The following is an 18,369-nucleotide window of genomic DNA, read 5'->3' as shown; positions in this document are numbered from 1 at the left end:
TCACCCCGAGTAGCAAACATACCAGTATTTATATAAGGCCTTCAAATACTCAAGCTTGTTCAGGCCCGGGACTATTTACTTCCTCACATCGCAGTTGGCTTTGCTACAAACCCCAAAATGCTTTATCCTCGCGCGACTTTGTTTAGCCCTTTTACCAGTAGTATTTAGAAGGCCCTATGACCACCAAAACGCTTCCCGATAATGCCCGTCGCTTCTGTACCGCCCCTATGATGGATTGGTCAGATAGCCATTGTCGTCTGTTTTGGAGGACACTAAGCAAGGATGCCTTCTTGTATACGGAAATGGTCACCACGGGTGCCTTGATTCATGGGGATGGCGGTCCTGATCGCTTTATTCGCTATCGCGATGAAGAACATCCAGTTGCCTTGCAGCTGGGTGGCAGCAACCCTAAGGACTTGGCTCAGTGCGCAAAGATCGCACAGGATTTCGGCTATGACGAAGTCAACCTTAATGTAGGCTGCCCTTCTGATCGCGTACAGAACAATATGATTGGCGCGTGCCTGATGGGTCACCCTCAATTGGTGGCCGACTGTATTAAAGCTATGCAAGATGCGGTAGAGATTCCAGTGACGGTCAAGCATCGCATAGGTATTGATGATCAAGACTCTTACGAGCATCTTCACCACTTTGTCGACACGGTAGCCGCCACTGGCTGCGAGACCTTTATTATCCATGGTCGTAAAGCCATTCTGGATGGACTGTCGCCAAAGGAGAATCGCGAGATTCCACCCCTTCGCTATGAGGTGGTTCAGCAAATTAAGCAGGACCTCCCCCAACTTGAGGTGATCTTAAACGGTGGCATTAAAACCCATAAAGAGGCGACTGAGCATCTTAAGTGGGCAGACGGGGTAATGCTGGGGCGCGAAGCCTATCACAACCCTTCTGTGTTAATGGATGTCGATGCTCTTTACTACGGTCATGAACCGCAGACTAAAGATAAAAAAGACTGCATCCGCGCCCTTTATCCGCATATTGAGGATCACCTGAGTAAAGGCTTTAAGCTATCTTACGTGACACGACACATTTTGGGCTTATTTAATGGTCAGCCAGGTAGCCGCCTGTTCCGTCGTCACTTAAGTGAGCAGGCCTTTAAGAAAGACGCCTCGATTCAAACCATCGAAGACGCCCTCGCCTACATGCCTGATTAAGAATCAGGCATATTCTGCGCATAATTTAATCACCACTTCTATCTGCATAAGCGAAAGCTGCCACCAATGCTGGATTACCTGCCTTTCAGCATTTGACAAGCACAGTCAACTTGCGACACAGTTAATGCATAACGATAAGGAAGTGTTGCTATGACGACCACATTAGAACAATTAAAACGCGTAACCTCCGTAGTTGCTGATACAGGCGATATCGAAGCCATCAAACAGTACGTGCCCGAAGACGCTACTACCAATCCTTCATTAGTATATAAAGCAGCGCAACTGCCACAGTATCAATCATTGATTGCCGATGCTGTTGACTGGGCAAAGCAACAGAGCGGTGATGTGCTCGAAAATACGCTAGATATGGTATCCGTTAAAATCGGTAAAGAGATACTCGGCGTTGTTCCGGGTTTCGTGTCTACGGAAGTGGATGCGCGCTTATCCTTTGATACAGTAGCCACCGTAGAAAAAGCCCGTCGCCTTATTGCCCTATATGAAGAGCTAGGGGTGTCGCGTGATCGAATCCTGATTAAAATTGCCTCCACATGGGAAGGCATACAAGCAGCCAAAGTACTTGAGGAAGAAGGTATTCGCTGCAATCTAACTTTGCTATTCAGCTTTGTCCAAGCGATAGCCTGTGCTCAGGCCAATGTGACTTTGATCAGTCCTTTTGTTGGCCGCATTCTTGATTGGTATAAAAAAGCAGAAGGCGTTGATGGCTATCCAGACCTTGAAGATCCGGGCGTAAAATCGGTTACTCGCATCTATCGTTATTACAAGCAGCACAATTACAGCACGATTGTTATGGGCGCCAGCTTCCGCAATACAGGTGAGATCAAAGCCTTGGCAGGTTGCGACAAGTTGACCATTTCCCCTGCGCTTTTAGAAGAACTAAACGGCAGCACTGAAACCCTAGACGTTCGCTTATCAAATGATCAAGCAAGTGACGATGCCAAGTGGGATGAGCTTAGCGAGCAAGCATTCCGTTGGGAAATGAACGAAGACCCAATGGCCACTGAAAAATTGGCTGAAGGCATCCGAAACTTTGCTGCTGATTTACGTAAACTAGAAGATCTACTAAACGACCAATTTTTAGCGAAAGCGAGTTAATGCATGTTTAAAAGTATTTTGGCGTGGTTTGAAGGTGATGATTCAAAGCAAGAGCAAGAATCGCCTCAACCTGAAAAAGCCGCAGCCGCCTTATTGGTAGAAGTTGCCATGGCTGACCATGAGCTAACCAACGACGAGTCTGCTGCACTAGCACCTTTGCTGATGCAGCACACCGGCATTACGCAAGATGAGGCTCACTCATTAATTGAAGCGGCCCATGAAGAAGTGGATGCCGCAACCTCTTTGCATCAATTCACGCGTTACCTGAACGAGCATTTTACTATCGATCAAAAATGCGACTTGGTAACAACCCTTTGGAAAGTAGCACTAAGCGATAATCAAATCGATCCGCTTGAAGAAAGTATGATTCGCAAGATTGCTGACCTACTTCACTTACGCCACAGCGAGTACATGCAAAGCAAGCATGCCGCTCAAGGAAAACTTTAATGCATATTTTGATGGCCGGAGGTTCCGGCGCCACCGGTCAAGCCGCATTAAACTCACTTTTTAAAGACACCCCTTGTGACATAACCCTAATCAATCGTCACCATCAACCGATTGACGCACCTGAAGGCTTTCATATTTGCCAATCAAGTCGTGGCTTTTCCAATCTCGATGACCTTGAGGTAAATGAAATCGACGTGGCGATTTGCTGTCTTGGCACAACGATCAAGCAAGCTGGTAGTCAAGATGCCTTTAAGGCTGTCGATCTTGACGGTGTTTTAGCTTTCGCCAACTTGGCGAAACATCGAGGCTGTAAGCGTTTTATAGTGATTAGCTCTGTCGGTGCCAATGCGCAGAGTAAAAACTTCTACTTGCGTACCAAGGGTGAGATGGAGCTGGGCCTCGAACGCTTGGGTTTTGAACAGCTCGTGATACTACGCCCTAGTCTATTACTTGGTCAGCGCCACGAATTTAGATTGGCGGAAAGCCTTGCTAGTTGGCTAGCCCCCCTGCTCTCTCCCTTTCTACTCGGCTCACTAAAGCAATATAGACCGACCAAAATCCAGCACGTAGGTCAGTGCATAGCTCATTTAGCTCATGGTGATGAACATGTAGTGGCGGGTATTACTCTACTGGATAGTAGCAAAATAACGCAGATTGCTGATTAGTCTGAGAGCTGTGAATCTTGCTGGGCTTTCTTTTTCGCGATAATGGCTTCGAGTTTTTGCTTACGAAGCTTACAAAGGTCCAGAACCTTCATTTTTTCCGCAGGCATCATCTCATTCCACTTCTGGCGCTCGACCCGCGAGCGCAAGCATCCCATGCAATAGCCTTTGGCATTGCTTTGACAAACCCCGACACACGGGTTGGGAACTGGGAATAATTCGACTTGCTGCATATGAGATGACCTGATTTTCACCCAGTCTAGCCCAGTTAAGCTGCACCGCCAACCCTCTATAGCCCTGATTTATACCCAGTATAAAGGCCATAGATGTATGAAATGATGCAGGATTTCGTGTAGAATCTTGGCCACTTTTTTTCGCCTTGTTGCATAAGGCCCTTCTCTTGAGCGGATTTTATGCTAAACACCCACAAGGCTTATTAAGCAGAACATGGGTGAATTATCGTTATTTGGTGCGATAATTTATTAACCGTTCAGCACACAACTGAGGCATACAATGACTGATCGCATTCAAGTTAGCGGCTTGCAAGTCGCAAAAGAGCTTTATGATTTTGTTAATGAAAAAGCTATCCCAGGTACTGGCGTAGACCAAGAGAAGTTCTGGTCTGAGTTTAGCGCTATTGCCAACGAACTAGCTCCTAAGAACAAAGCGCTTCTAGCTAAGCGTGATGACATTCAAGCTAAAATTGATGCGTTCCACAAAGAGCGTCAAGGCAAAGCCCATGATTTCGCTGAATACAAAGCATTCCTTCAAGAGATTGGCTACCTAGTAGAAGAAGGTTCTGATTTCGAAGCAACTACCGAAAACGTAGAACCAGAAATCGCTGAAATGGCGGGTCCTCAGCTGGTTGTACCAGTAATGAATGCGCGTTTCGCATTGAATGCATCTAACGCTCGCTGGGGTTCTTTGTACGATGCGCTTTACGGAACTACCGTTATCCCTGAGACAGACGGCGCTGAAAAAGGCACTGGCTACAACAAAGTGCGCGGTGACAAAGTAATCGCCTATGCTCGCAACGTATTAGATACAGCGGCGCCTCTAGCAAACGGCTCTCACAAAGACAGCACTAAATACGCTATCGAAGGTGGCAAGCTTGTTGTTACTTTGGCCGACGGCTCAACCACTGGTCTTAAAGAAGAAGAGAAATTCACTGGTTTCAACGGCGAAGAAGCAGCTCCAACTGCCGTTCTTCTTAAAAACAACGGTCTACACCTAGAAATTCAAATCGATGCCGAAAGCCCTATTGGTCAAACTGACGCTGCTGGTGTTAAAGATGTACTGATGGAAGCCGCTCTAACCACCATCATGGACTGCGAAGACTCAGTAGCAGCCGTTGATGCTGCCGACAAAGTTGTAACTTACGGCAACTGGTTAGGCCTTATGAAGGGCGACCTTTCTGAAGAAGTTTCAAAAGGTGGTAAAACTTTCACTCGCGTAATGAACCCAGATCGCGAATACACAGCACCTGACGGCTCAACACTTAAGTTGAAAGGCCGCTCTATGCTATTCGTTCGTAACGTTGGTCACCTAATGACGAACCCCGCGATCTTACTAGAAGACGGTTCTGAAATCCCTGAAGGCATCATGGATGGCGTGGTAACAACACTTATCGCGATTCACGACATCAAGGGCAACAGCCCATTCCAGAACTCCACTACGGGTTCTGTAAACATCGTTAAGCCGAAGATGCATGGCCCAGAAGAAGTGGCTTTCGCAAACGAGCTATTCGGTCGCGTTGAAGATGCACTTGGCCTACCTCGCTTCACCATGAAGATGGGTATCATGGACGAAGAGCGTCGTACTACGGTCAACCTTAAAGAGTGTATCCGTGCAGCAAAAGACCGTGTTGTATTCATCAACACTGGCTTCCTAGACCGTACTGGTGACGAGATCCACACTTCAATGCTAGCGGGTCCTTTTGTACCTAAGACAGTCATGAAGCAGCAAACTTGGATCAATGCTTATGAAGACTGGAACGTAGACACAGGCCTAGAAACAGGTCTTCAAGGTCGTGCGCAGATCGGTAAAGGCATGTGGCCTATCCCTGATGAAATGGGCATGATGATGGAGCAAAAAATTGGTCACCCGAAAGCTGGTGCAAACACAGCTTGGGTTCCATCCCCAACAGCAGCTGCCCTTCACGCAATCCACTACCATCAGGTAGATGTATTCGCGACTCAGGACACGCTTAAGACTCGCCAGCACGCGAACGTTGATGACATCCTAACTATTCCTCTAATGGATGAAGCAGCCGCTAAAGCATTGACTGCTGAAGAAATCCAAAAAGAGCTAGATAACAACTGTCAGGGTATTCTTGGCTACGTTGTTCGCTGGGTAGACCAAGGTGTTGGTTGTTCAAAGGTACCTGATATCAACAACGTTGGTCTAATGGAAGACCGCGCTACACTGCGTATCTCTTCTCAGCACGTTGCCAACTGGTTAGAGCACGGCATCTGTACTCAAGAGCAAGTTGAAGAAAGCTTGAAGCGCATGGCAAAAATCGTTGATGAACAGAATGCAAATGACCCGCACTACATCAACATGGCGCCTGACTTCAATACAATCGCTTTCCAAGCGGCTTCTGACCTTATATTCAAAGGTAAAGAGCAGCCAAGCGGTTACACAGAGCCTCTACTTCACGCTTACCGCTTGAAGTTCAAAGCAGCAAAAGGCATCAAGTAATTCTTGAGTCTTAAGTTGCAATAAAAAAACGCGGCTTCGGCCGCGTTTTTTTTTGTTTAGGCCTGAACCATTCTTCACATTGCCGATCGTACTCTTATTGCGTTTAATAAGACCTCGAATTAAGATGCATTTATGCGATTCGTCTACTTGTTTTTTCTGATCTTAATTGCCATCAACACTACGGCAAGCGATATGTCTCACACCGAGTCAAATCATCTGCACGAAACGCATATTCATTCTCATGACCAACACAACGCCAATGGCGATGCAGCAGGCCATCACCACTGCTGCCATGCACATGGCCATCATTATCTGGCTGAGCAAGCGAAAATCATTCACAACATCAAAAAAGTCGCCAATCAAGCATTGCCTGTTACCAAGTTTGCCGAATCACAAAGCCCACAACCACCCACCCCACCACCTAAACAGCATTCCTAATCTCGTCTAAACAATTCAATTAATTAGATTTCACATTAGGAATAGAATCCATGCTGTACAGAATATTTGTCGGCGCCATTCTTATGGTGCTTATTGCTGCGTGCGCAGAGACCCACAATCACGAACATGACAACAAAAGTGACTCACATAATCATGAAAGTGAAACCGAGCAAGGGGCACACCTAAGCTTTTCCAAAGACTACTTGGCGCGCTTCGATACCGAATTTGCCACCGCTAAGACGGGCATCATAGAAAGCAAAATAGAGCTGCCTGGCAGCGTGCAATTAGATAGCGATCAGGTGGCGCATATTTCACCGCGCTTTCCAGCCAAAATAAAACAGGTTTACGCCAAGATAGGAGATACGGTAAAAGCCGGAGACAACCTTGCTCTGGCGGAAAGCTCTGAAACACTAGCGCGTTTCAATCTTATCTCTCTGATTGATGGGACCATAATTAATCGCCACATTGCTCAGGGCGAGCATCTACAGCCAGATGACACAGCGTTTGTCGTAGCCAATCTCAAACAGGTTTGGGTAGACATCACCATCTACCCTCACCTGCTTGATCAAATCAAGCTAGGCCAACAAGTGATCATTAAGAAACTCAATAGCAAGATTGAAAGCAAAGCCAATATTGGCTATATCGCTCCGGTTGTTGATAGCGATACACGTTCTGGCTTAGCCCGCGTCTTCTTAAATAACCAAAACGGACTTTGGAAACCAGGCAGTTTTGTCAGTGCCTCCATTGTCTCTGATGCCACGCCCGTCAATATTGCCATCCCCAATAGCGCCATCATTGAAATCGATAAGCAACCCCATGTATTCATTCAGCATGAAAACGAATGGGAAGCCACGCCAATTAAATTAGGCTTACGAGGTAATACAAAGTCAGAGGTATTGTCTGGTTTAAATCAAGATCAAACCTATGTTTCCAGAGGTGCCTTTTTATTAAAAGCACAACTGGAAAAAAGCGAATTTGAATCCGGTCATAACCACTAGTAAGGAGCGCATCATGAATAGATTAATCGATGCAGCTCTCGCTTTTCGGCTGCCTATCATCTTTATTGCTATCGCCGTTCTTATAGGTGGAAGTTACATTTATCGTATTTTACCGGTAGACGCCTACCCCGATATTTCACCCTCACTGGTGCAAGTATTTGTTGAGACGGATGGACTGGCTCCTGAAGAAGTAGAGAAGTACATTACCTACCCCATTGAAAGTAGCATGAACGGATTACCCAATCTGGATCATGTGCGTTCTATTTCTAATTTCGGGCTTTCTGTTATCAATATTTATTTTGAAGACGGCACTGATATTTATTTTGCACGGCAATTGGTGGGGGAACGATTGCAAACTGCAAAATCCGACATCCCTTCCGGATTTGGTGAACCCGTTATGGGCCCTATCACCACAGGCTTAGGTCAAATTCTGTTTTATATACTTGAAGATACCAGTGGTCGATATAGCTTGGAGCAATTGCGAGAAGTACAAGACTGGATTGTCAAATACAACTTGCAAACTGTTAAAGGTGTGACCGAAATTCTTTCCATTGGCGGCCAAGTTAAACAGTTTCAGGTCAATATTGATCCCAATGCATTACTGCAATATGACATCACACTGCCGCAAGTAAAATCCATCATAGAAAATAATAATGGCAATACCGGTGCTCAGTTCTTGGTAAAGAATGATGAGGAATACATTGTTCGCTCCGTTGGATTAGCCACAGGACTAGACGATTTAAAAAACATCGTCGTCAAAACCATCAATGGCTCGCCTGTTTATCTTGAATCTTTGGGCGAAATTAAAATTGGTGGTGAGATTCGTCGCGGCCTTACAATTGCCAACGGCAAAGGTGAAGCCGTTGTTGGCATGGTATTAAAACTCATGGGTAGCAATACCTCAGAAGTTATTAATGCCACCAAGGCACGTCTTAAAGAAATTAATAACAACTTGCCCGAAGGCATGCAAGTAACCCCATATTATGACCAAGCCAGCTTGGTTAGTGCCGCCATCAACACTGTCATCAATGCATTGCTAATGGGGATTGTTTTAGTTATAGGTATTCTATGGTTATTCATGGGTCGCATTCGACCAAGTGTCATCGTTGCCTTGTCTATTCCATTTTCTGTTTGCTTCACCTTTATTGCCATGTACTACTTGGGCATTTCGGCCAACCTTATGTCACTTGGCGGCTTGGCCATCGCCATCGGTATGATGGTGGATGGTGCAGTGGTCATCACCGAACACATAGATCAAGAGCTTAAAAACAGTCAGCACGGCCTACCAATACAAACATTGATAGCAAGAGCGTGCAAAGCCATGGCTCGCCCCATTGCGTTTGCCATTAGCATTATCATCATTGTCTTTATCCCTTTGTTTACACTGCAGGGTGTAGAAGGCACTACGTTCCGTCCACTCGCCTATACCGTATCTATAGCGATGCTGGGTTCCTTGCTCTACGCCCTACTATTGGCGCCTGCTATTGCGCAGCTTTTCATGAAGCCAAGCAATACTGACAAGCTATCCCTTTCCGACCGCTTGATGTTCGGCATTGATAAGATCTATGCACCTCTCATTCAACGCTTCGTCCATCACCGTAAACTGACGGCTTGTTTTGCCCTTGCTTTACTAGCAGCGGGCATTGCCATTACGCCGCGCTTAGGCAGTGAGTTTGTGCCGCGTTTAAACGAAGGTGATCTTTTGATTCGCGCAACAATGGCGCCTTCAATTTCTTTAGAAAAAGCCAAATCCACTATGAATGTGTTCGAGCAAGACCTACTTGCGCAATTTCCAGAAGTAGAAAAAGTCGTCACGCGCATCGGTCGTGGCGAGGTAGGCGCCCATGCAGATCCAGTAAATAGTGCAGAAATCTTTGTTGCACTGAAACCAAAATCCGAGTGGCAAACTGCCGATAATTTGGAAGACCTATATTCCGCTTTCAGCCATGCATTTGAAGATTTTCCAGGGGCTCAGTTTAACTTCACACAACCCATTGCAGCGGCAGTGGATGAATTGCTGACCGGTACAAAAGCGGAATTGGCCATTAAGTTATTTGGTGAGGACTTAGAAATCCTCAATCAAAAGGCCCAGGAAATTGAAGCGATCATCAGGCAGGTGGACGGCGCACAGGATGTGCAAAAGGATCAAATATCAGGTACGCCTCAGGTTAAAATTACCTTGGATCAATCGGCCATTGCCCGCTATGGACTGAATGTACAAACCATACAAGACACGATCAGTATTGCAGTGGGCGGCACTCATGCCGGACAAATCTTCCAAGGAGTTCGACGTTTTGATATAAACCTAAGACTGCAAGAACAATCGAGACACGATATTGCAGACATTCAGCAATTGATTATTGAAAACCCACAGGGACAACTTATTCCGCTCGCACAATTAGCAAAGATTGAGGAAGTAATTGGCCCTCGTCAAATTACGCGTGAAAACAGTCAACGTTTTATTACTATACAAGCTAATGTGCGTGGACGAGATATGGGTTCTTTTGTCGAAGAAGCGAATCAACGCATTCAAGAAAGCATCACATTGCCACCCGGATACTTTGTTAATTGGGGCGGGCAATTTGAATTGCAGCAAAAAGCCAACCAGCGTTTGATGATCGTCATTCCAATTACGCTTTTGCTTGTTTTGATTCTACTATACGCAAACTTCAATTCATTCAGCAATGCCATGCTGATCATGCTTAATATTCCACTGGCCTTAGTGGGCGGCATTATTGCATTATGGGTAAGCGGCCAGAGTTTATCTGTGCCAGCATCAGTTGGGTTTATCGCTCTGTTCGGTATTGCGCTAGAAAATGGTTTGGTATTAGTGAGTCACTTAAACCATCTCATTAAAACCAACCACACCATCAACCATGCCAGCATTCAGGCGGCAAGAGATCGACTTCGCCCCGTTCTTATGACCGCACTCACAACCTCACTGGGTTTGTTGCCATTATTGTTTGCTACAGGCACTGGTAGCGAAGTGCAAAAGCCATTGGCTACGGTTGTGGTTGGTGGGTTGATTTCATCAACGCTGGTAACTCTCTTTATATTACCTGCAGCATATAGGTGGTTTGTTAAAGTCAAAATTTAGATTGCATTTAGAAATACAAAAGCCCGCAAATGCGGGCTTTATTTTATTGCGATCAGAGCCATATCCCCTTGCGGCAAGTCCTCCACAGACCAAAAAAGGAATATCCATATCTCTAAGTAACGCCACTATCCATGGGACTGCTAAACGATGCACCAGTCCTCCTTTTGCGCATAACCCCGCGTTAAGGCGACCCCCTTAAACGCTTTTTTACATGAATTGCTTCAAGCACCCAAAAGAGGCAAATTTTTACACTGCTGATAGGCCAAAGCCAACTCTAAACAGGACTTGATTGCTGTTTCTGGCAGCGGTTTCGATAAGGATAGAACTATAGCTCTATTTCCTTGAAACACCAGTTCTTCACCATACAGTTCTCGAAATATATCGACTAACTTAGTTTGGCAATTGAAGAACAGGTAATAATTGCTGGGCGATTTCAGCTTCCAGTCCATTCTTAGTGGGCTGCCTGTTTTTACACTAAAGCTAGGCTCACCCTACTTTAGTGTTTCATCAATCTCACCAAGCTCTAGCTCAGATGCAATTTGAAAGACTAGATTTCGTAGCTCCTCTAGCCTAATGCGAGCATTTTCTGGATATTCCTCGAAGCGTTCTTTGACTACCTTATTCACTGGAACCCCCTATTCACATAACACCTTGGATAAGCTAGCGGGACGGGGCGGCAGCGCAAACCGGCGGCTTAGTCACTTATTAACTTCTGATTTCTAGCAGTTCGTAAAAGACTGACGATTCATTAGTTAAAGGGTTTTCAGTTTCAGTGACTTGACAATAAAGTGTTACTTCTTGCTCAAGATGTAGCTCGCTTACAGATGACAATAGGCGCTTGGGATAAAGTATCTTTATGAGATTTCCTTCCACAGATCGCAAATCTATTCGCTCACGTTTACTTAGAAGCTCTACTTTCCCTTGGAGAACTACTCTCTCTTCTTCCATGACCTTAGTAACCTCAAGTGCAGCAGTTACTGAATCAAGAACATCTTTTTTTCCTTCCCAATGTAGAACCTTCTCACCTGAATATGTCCACGTGAAGTCAGCCTCAGCATCATGGGAACGTATAATCTTTAAAAAATTCCGCAAACTCTTAGCGCCCAATGGGCCTAGATCATTAACAGAATTGAGAAATTCTTGTCCTTTGCCCTCTGAGGAAAGAACGGAAAAAACTCGTTCGATGGCCCCTTTGCTTAAACCATCATCTAATAAATCTCTTTCTGCTGCTGCAGAAACTATAAACCTCGAGGAGCCGGGTAAAAGCCCTTCAAGTCTCAAATCCAAATCCGCATATAGATGCTTTGGCACTCTTTTCCGATCAATCCCACCTTGCACCAAACGCAGTGCAGCATATCCAAGTGTCTTACGCACCTCTTCAGTTAACTTAGAAACAAACCCAAGAGGAGCACTTCCAGTTTTCAGATCTGGAGCTTTTATTCGGAAATCCAGCATTTCAAAGGCTGGGCTAACCTTCGAAGCAAGTTCGATCTTTTCAAGCTCGCCAATATGACTTTCTAGTGAAGCAGCCGTAAGTTGGTAGGCAAAATTTCCTTCTTGTGCCTTTTTCTTAGCCTCATCAAGAAGTCTTCGTGCCTCTTTCTTCTGTTGGCTAATCTTTTCACTCATGAGGTCACCATTACCCGTGCGATACCTTTTGGCTTCTCATTTCTGTCAAAGCCAAACCAACCACGCCAGTAACTCCGTCTCTGAAGGTCTTCGGCTGTGCAAAAATAAACGTCTAGCCCAAACGTCTTTTTGACTGTCGGCTGATCTACCAGAGCAGCCATCAGCCTTTGCTTTTCTGGTGGTAATGCGTTCACTTCCGCTTCAGGTGAAAACACAACCAAGTCAATGTCATTCGGATTTACCTTTTTCGTTGTAAAAGAGCCATCTATCCATAGTTCGACGGTAGTGCCCAAATCCGAAAAGTGTTTTGCGTAAGCTTTAAGACTAGCAATCAGCGGAGCCCTTGTCGTCGAACTGACAAAGTCTTTGAGAAAGTGATTTCCAATCTCGTCTAACTGAAAGTCGTGCAGTCCAGGCTCTAATATGGGTTCTTCTTCCATGTCAAACTCTTATTTTTAGTTGATAGCGTGTTATACGGCTTGGGTGCTGTTAATAATTTATATGCAGATTTGATGAAATGACAGATTTTCCTTGCTTTTCAATCACTTACATGCATCTTACATTGCCGCGTTTGTTTCATCCTCAATCATAGCAGGCCGGCTTTTGAAAACAACGGCTAAACACAGCATGCGGGCCGCCCCTTGTGAAGTGACCTCTACAAACCACTATAGACGATCACTCGTGACTATCGACAGACATATCACCACAGCATAAACAGAGAAAACCAGAAAATAAGCAGCCTCTGAATAGCTATATAAAACCAATACTATCCAGCCCTCTTATTCCATTTTCTTCCAAGCCCACTTCCATGTTTGCTTCTATCTTGGAGTTTTATATACTGTATATATATACAGTATCGAGTATGTAAAACACCATGACTTCCATCATTGACCAACTCAAGCAAAAACAATGGCTTAGCCAAGGCGGTCATTGCATTGAAGCCACTGAAAATACGGCTTTTCAGGATACGGGCTACAGGCGCCTGAATCGCGCCCTACGGGGCGGATGGCCTCTCAATGGTATTGTGCAGGTATGTAGTCCGCTAGCCATAGGCGAACTGCGATTATTGAGCCCTGCTCTTACCCATTGCGAACAGGGGTATAACGTACTGATTAATCCACCAGGGTGTTTAAGTGGTGTTTTTTTGAGCAATTTAGGTATAAACCTTGATCACGTCCTTGTGCTGCATCCTAAGTCTCACAAAGACATGCTTTGGGCCATGGAGAACTGCCTTAAAAGCGGTGTTTGTCGCAATGTTTTGGCGTGGCCAACCAACAATATTGAAATAGCACAGAGTAAACGCCTTAAACTGGCCTCAGAGAAAGGCGAAAGCCGATGTTTTTTGATGATGCATAAAGCATCTGAAATCCCCCTACCCGTGGACTTGGGTATTACATTGCAACCCAATCCTCTTGGGCTTGATATTCGCATTCACAAGCGCAAACAAGGCTTTCCTAGCGAGCCTTTCTTTTTGGATATGAGCGAGCACTGGCCTCGCCTTGCTATCGAAAAACCCACCGACAATGTGGTGCACTTGCACCATCATCGGCATAACGGGCGAGCCTATGCATCATGAGCTTGTGGTTATACCTGCACTTCCCTGCACTTTTATGCGATCTGCTTGATGTTCAAGATCCGGATCAAGCCGTCATTATGGTGAGCGAACAGCACCATAAAATTGTGCAACTAAACTCTGTCGCCTTAGAAAAAGAGTTAAAGATAGGCATGGGGTTGGCCACAGCGGCTTCGCTTTGCCATGACATTCAGGTGCTGATTTATGATGAGGAAAAAGAGAGCAAACACTTAAAACGCATTGCCCGTTGGCTATACAGTGTCACGGCTGATATTGGTCTTTACCCACCCAATGGCATTGTATTGAGGGTGGATTCCATGCTGCATTTATACAGTGACTTAAAGCATTACTGGCATGCCGTACAGCAGCAACTTGCTCACTGCCATGCACAAGTCCATAGCGCCATGGGTGTGACGCCATTGGCCGCTCGCTTGCTAGCAAGAACACAGACTCAGCCGAGACCTCAGATATCCATGGATACCAAAAAGCTTAAGCAGATTGCTTTAAGCAAATCCCTAAGTGACGCCGACATCCATGCCAAAACGCGCTTTAAACTTTCACGTTTAGGCCTGAACACCGTTGCCGATATTGCCAAAATTCCCCGCGCCGAACTGGCTAAACGCTTTGGTCATGAATTGGCGATTTATTTGCAAAAGTTATTAGGTGAAATTCAAGACCCCATTCAATTTTACATCCCCAACAAGCAATTCCAGGAATATGTGGAGCTGGCTTATGAAATCAGCAATAGCCAGTATTTGATCAAACCGCTGCAACGCCTATTACTGCGTTTGCAGTATTTCTTACAGCAGAACAACGCCCGTTGTTCAGAAATCACATTGCAGCTAGAGCACCGAGAAGAAAAAGCTACGATCGAACAGATTGCTTCTGCCGAACCCATTACGCTAGCCGAAAAATGGCAGTCGCTTTGTGCTATTAAGTTTGAAAACCTAAAACTGAAGCATCCTGTTATTGGCATTACCTTAACGGCAAATAAACAAAGTACTCAGCAATCGGCCCGCGGGGATTTGTTTTCTAAAAAACAAAATGCTATGAGTGAAAACGAATTAATTAGTCACCTTAAAATCAAGTTAGGGGATGATCGGGTTTTAGGCATTCGTTTAAACAATGACGAGCGTCCTGAGCGGGAGTTCGAATATACCAAGGTATCGTCCAATGCCGACTGCATGTCACAAGTAAAATTTGAAGCCACCATATCCAACAAAAAGCACTCACTGCTTCGTCCAAGCTTTATGTTGCCTCAACCTCAACCACTGCAAGAAGCCGTGGCCTTGCATAGCCCAGTAGAACGAATCGTTACAGGCTGGTGGGATAACCAACCTATTCAACGCGATTATTTCATTGCGCGTAACGAATCAGGTCAATGGCTATGGGTATTTAAAACACCAGACAAACAGTGGTTCGTCCATGGGTGGTTTAGCTAATGTCTTATGCAGAGCTTTTTTGTCAGAGTAACTTCTCATTCTTGCAGGGCGCTTCTCACCCTGAAGAGTTGGCGGTGCAAGCGGAATTCTTAGAATATAACGCCATCGCCATTACCGACGAATGCTCTGTTGCCGGAGTTGTACGGGCGCATACCGCTATCAAAGAACACAGCCTGTCCATCAAGCTAATCGTTGGTAGTTATTTTATTTTAGATGATTTCCACATTGTACTGCTCTGTCCCAATAGAGATGCCTATGCCGAACTCTGTCGAATCATCAGCAACGCAAGACGACGCAGCGAAAAAGGACAGTATCATTTGGATCGCTGGGATCTCATGTCCATCAAGCATTGTCTTTGCCTATGGCTACCCAACTCTAGCAACAACAATGCAAGTGAAATGAAGAACGATTATTGGGCACAATGGTTAAACAAATACCATAAAGGCCGTAGCTGGATTGCCTGCATGCGTCATTTAGAAAGCAATGATGCTGAGCATATTCAATACTGCAATACTCTATCAAAAACATCTGATTTACCCATAGTTGCCTGCGGTGGTGTTCTGATGCATAGCCCGAATCGACAATCACTGCATCATGTTTTAACCGCCATTCGACACAAAACCACAGTTGAAGATTGCCAAGACGGAAGGCTGAGCAATACAGAGCGTGCTTTGCGCCCTATCAGTAAAATTGCAAAGCTATACAAACCTGAATGGATTCAAGAAAGCATACGCATTGCGGAACGCTGCACATTTGATTTATCCGAACTGCGCTATGAATACCCTGCCGAGCTAGTACCTGATAATAAGAGTGCTATGGAACATCTTCGTGACTTGGTAAAGCATGGCAGTCAATTGCGATTTCCTGAAGGCGTGCCCAGTGATATACAGCAAACCATTGATAAAGAACTCACATTAATCGAAGAGCTGAAATACCCTTATTATTTTTTGACCATTCATGATCTAGTCATGTTCGCCAAGCGACAAAAAATACTTTTTCAAGGTAGAGGCTCTGCTGCCAATTCGGTTGTTTGCTACTGCTTAGAAATCACATCAGTGGATCCGCGACAAATCAGTGTTTTGTTTGAGCGTTTTATCAGTAAAGAGCGCGACGAACCACCGGATATCGATGTGGACTTTGAGCACGAGCGTCGCGAAGAAGTCATTCAATACATTTATGGAAAATACGGAAGAGAACGCACCGCCCTCGCTGCGACGGTTATCAGCTATCGATTAAAGATGGCCATTCGCGATGTCGGCAAAGCGCTCGGCCTACACGAAAGTCAGCTGGACTTTTTTATCAAAAATATTTTTCGCCGAGACCGCAGTTTAAACTGGCAAAGCCAAATCATGGAATTGGGCCTAAATCCTGAATCTTACAAGGGCCAGCAATTCATTCACTTAGTCAATGAAATCTTAGGCTTTCCTCGTCATCTATCGCAACACGTAGGCGGCTTTGTCATATCCCGCGGCCCACTTTATGAATTAGTCCCCGTAGAAAATGCAGCCATGGAAGCTCGTACCGTTATTCAATGGGATAAAGATGATTTAGAAAGCCTTGGCTTACTAAAGGTCGATGTATTAGCACTAGGCATGTTAACCGCCATACGCAAGGCGTTTTCACTTATTCAGCAGCAACACAAACAGTCATTATCGATTGCTCATATCACCGCATTAGGAGACGACCCTGATGTTTACAAGATGATTCAGCAAGCGGATACCGTGGGTGTTTTTCAAATTGAATCCCGCGCACAAATGAGCATGCTGCCGCGCCTAAAACCCGCATGCTATTACGACTTAGTTATTCAAATTGCTATTGTAAGACCGGGTCCAATCCAAGGGGATATGGTGCATCCGTTTTTAAAACGACGGAATGGAGAAGAGTCCATAGACTACCCCTCAAAAGAGGTTGAAGCGGTTTTGTCTCGTACATTGGGCGTACCTATTTTCCAGGAGCAAGTCATTAAACTTGCTATGGTGGCCGCAGGATTTAGTGGTGGTGAAGCAGATCAATTACGTCGTGCCATGGCCAGCTGGAAAAAGACCGGAAAATTAAAACCCTTTAGGGATAAGCTCATTAACGGCATGCAAAAACGTGGCTATGAAGCCGAGTTTGCAGAGCGGGTTTATATGCAAATCTGCGGGTTTGGTGAATATGGCTTTCCTGAAAGCCATAGTGCTTCATTTGCGGTATTAGCTTATGTCTCAGCTTGGCTTAAATATTATTATCCACTGGAGTTTTATGCGGCCCTGTTAAATAGCTTACCTATGGGGTTTTATAGCGCCTCTCAGTTAATCCAGGATGCAAAGCGACATGGTATTCACATCCTGCCTACCTGCGTCAATCACTCCCAGTATGAGCATATCATTGAAGATAGAAAGATGAGACTGGGCTTACATATGATTTCAGGCCTTAGCGAAAGTGCAGCACAGGAAATAATAAAACAGCGACCTAGCAAGGGGTATCAGCACACTCAAGAGCTCATATCCCTGCACATGACGCGCAAGGATTTAGAAAGCTTGGCCAGTGCCAATGCATTGCAAGCCATTTCGGGGAATCGCTTTGAAACACGCTGGCAACTTAGCAATCAAGAATATGCGTTGCCTCTGCTTAAAGAGCAATGCAACCACTATCATCTAAACAGTGAACCCAGTGAATATGAAAATCTTGTTGAAGATTATGCAGCTACAGGCCTAACACTCGGCAAGCATCCACTACAGCTATTACTTGAGTCAGGGCTGCTTCAAGGCATTACAACATCGGATCAACTAAAAAATAAAGCACACCGAAGTCTGGTTACCGTAGCAGGTGTGGTCACTGCCAAGCAGGCACCCGGAACAGCGGCTGGTGTTACCTTTATGACTCTTGAAGATCACTTGGGCAATATGAATGTGATCGTATGGTCGGGCACAGCGCGCGCACAAAAAAGCGCTTTCATGACGGCTAAGATTTTAAAAATAAAAGGTATTTTAGAACGTGAAGGCGATGTCATTCATATTATCGCTGGGAAGCTGATTGATATTAGTGGCGAGATAGAGCGCTTTAAAGTAGACGCCAGGGAGTTTCATTAACATAATAAGGGTTGTCACCCATTCAAACCT

At 45.2% G+C, this 18,369-nt stretch carries 15 protein-coding genes; 11 read left to right on the top strand and 4 right to left on the bottom strand.

Features of this window, described 5'->3' with window-relative positions:
• The first annotated feature begins 176 nt into the window (after nt 1-176).
• The 4 genes from dusA (at nt 177) to HF888_RS08090 (ending at nt 3,394) form a co-directional block, all read left to right on the top strand.
• Complete coding sequence (dusA, locus tag HF888_RS08105; protein ID WP_007017829.1) at nt 177-1,169, top strand: tRNA dihydrouridine(20/20a) synthase DusA; 993 nt, start codon at nt 177-179, stop codon at nt 1,167-1,169.
• Between the two features lie 150 nt (nt 1,170-1,319).
• Complete coding sequence (gene tal, locus HF888_RS08100) at nt 1,320-2,282, top strand: transaldolase (protein ID WP_007017828.1); 963 nt, start codon at nt 1,320-1,322, stop codon at nt 2,280-2,282.
• Nucleotides 2,283-2,285: 3 nt separating this feature from the next.
• Complete coding sequence (locus tag HF888_RS08095; protein WP_007017827.1) at nt 2,286-2,729, top strand: tellurite resistance TerB family protein; 444 nt, start codon at nt 2,286-2,288, stop codon at nt 2,727-2,729.
• Complete coding sequence (locus HF888_RS08090) at nt 2,729-3,394, top strand: NAD(P)H-binding protein (protein WP_007017826.1); 666 nt, start codon at nt 2,729-2,731, stop codon at nt 3,392-3,394. The genes HF888_RS08095 and HF888_RS08090 overlap by 1 nt, the downstream gene beginning before the upstream one ends.
• On the opposite strand, the gene HF888_RS08085 is transcribed toward HF888_RS08090, so the two are convergent.
• Nucleotides 3,391-3,624, bottom strand: a complete 234-nt coding sequence (locus HF888_RS08085) for a DUF1289 domain-containing protein (protein WP_040297696.1) — start codon at nt 3,622-3,624, stop codon at nt 3,391-3,393. The genes HF888_RS08090 and HF888_RS08085 overlap by 4 nt on opposite strands.
• A 280-nt stretch (nt 3,625-3,904) precedes the next feature.
• Between HF888_RS08085 and HF888_RS08080 the strand changes: the two genes are divergently transcribed.
• The 4 genes from HF888_RS08080 (at nt 3,905) to HF888_RS08065 (ending at nt 10,624) form a co-directional block, all read left to right on the top strand.
• Complete coding sequence (locus HF888_RS08080; RefSeq protein WP_007017824.1) at nt 3,905-6,091, top strand: malate synthase G; 2,187 nt, start codon at nt 3,905-3,907, stop codon at nt 6,089-6,091.
• Nucleotides 6,092-6,223: 132 nt separating this feature from the next.
• Entirely contained in the window at nt 6,224-6,529 is a 306-nt protein-coding gene (locus HF888_RS08075; protein ID WP_007017823.1) for a hypothetical protein, read from the top strand.
• Nucleotides 6,530-6,579: 50 nt separating this feature from the next.
• Nucleotides 6,580-7,527 (top strand): efflux RND transporter periplasmic adaptor subunit, encoded by a 948-nt coding sequence (locus tag HF888_RS08070; protein WP_007017822.1) that lies wholly within the window; start codon nt 6,580-6,582, stop codon nt 7,525-7,527.
• Nucleotides 7,528-7,540: 13 nt separating this feature from the next.
• Nucleotides 7,541-10,624, top strand: a complete 3,084-nt coding sequence (locus HF888_RS08065; RefSeq protein WP_007017821.1) for an efflux RND transporter permease subunit — start codon at nt 7,541-7,543, stop codon at nt 10,622-10,624.
• Nucleotides 10,625-11,115: 491 nt separating this feature from the next.
• Here HF888_RS08065 and HF888_RS16735 read toward each other — a convergent pair whose 3' ends face one another.
• From HF888_RS16735 to HF888_RS08050, 3 genes are all read right to left on the bottom strand, one after another.
• On the bottom strand, nt 11,116-11,250 hold the full coding sequence (locus tag HF888_RS16735) for a hypothetical protein (protein WP_007017819.1): 135 nt from the start codon (nt 11,248-11,250) through the stop codon (nt 11,116-11,118).
• A 79-nt stretch (nt 11,251-11,329) separates the two neighbouring features.
• Nucleotides 11,330-12,253 carry a hypothetical protein gene (locus tag HF888_RS08055; protein ID WP_007017818.1) on the bottom strand — a complete coding sequence of 308 codons (924 nt, stop codon included), beginning with the start codon at nt 12,251-12,253 and terminating at the stop codon, nt 11,330-11,332.
• A complete protein-coding gene (locus HF888_RS08050; RefSeq protein ID WP_007017817.1) occupies nt 12,250-12,693 on the bottom strand; it encodes a DUF6932 family protein in 444 nt (147 codons plus the stop codon). The genes HF888_RS08055 and HF888_RS08050 overlap by 4 nt, the downstream gene beginning before the upstream one ends.
• A 434-nt stretch (nt 12,694-13,127) precedes the next feature.
• Between HF888_RS08050 and HF888_RS08045 the strand changes: the two genes are divergently transcribed.
• From HF888_RS08045 to HF888_RS08035, 3 genes are read left to right on the top strand one after another with little or no spacing between them, the layout of a single operon-like run.
• Entirely contained in the window at nt 13,128-13,829 is a 702-nt protein-coding gene (locus HF888_RS08045; RefSeq protein ID WP_007017816.1) for a hypothetical protein, read from the top strand.
• A complete protein-coding gene (locus tag HF888_RS08040) occupies nt 13,826-15,268 on the top strand; it encodes a Y-family DNA polymerase (RefSeq protein ID WP_007017815.1) in 1,443 nt (480 codons plus the stop codon). Before HF888_RS08045 ends, HF888_RS08040 begins: the two co-directional genes overlap by 4 nt.
• Entirely contained in the window at nt 15,268-18,339 is a 3,072-nt protein-coding gene (locus HF888_RS08035) for an error-prone DNA polymerase (protein ID WP_007017814.1), read from the top strand. The genes HF888_RS08040 and HF888_RS08035 overlap by 1 nt, the downstream gene beginning before the upstream one ends.
• The last annotated feature ends 30 nt before the right edge of the window (nt 18,340-18,369 follow it).

It is taken from the genome of Bermanella marisrubri, from assembly GCF_012295615.1.
Lineage (GTDB): Bacteria > Pseudomonadota > Gammaproteobacteria > Pseudomonadales > Oceanobacteraceae > Bermanella > Bermanella marisrubri.
Note: the sequence above shows the minus strand (reverse complement) of the source record. Positions and strands in the feature narration are given on the sequence as shown.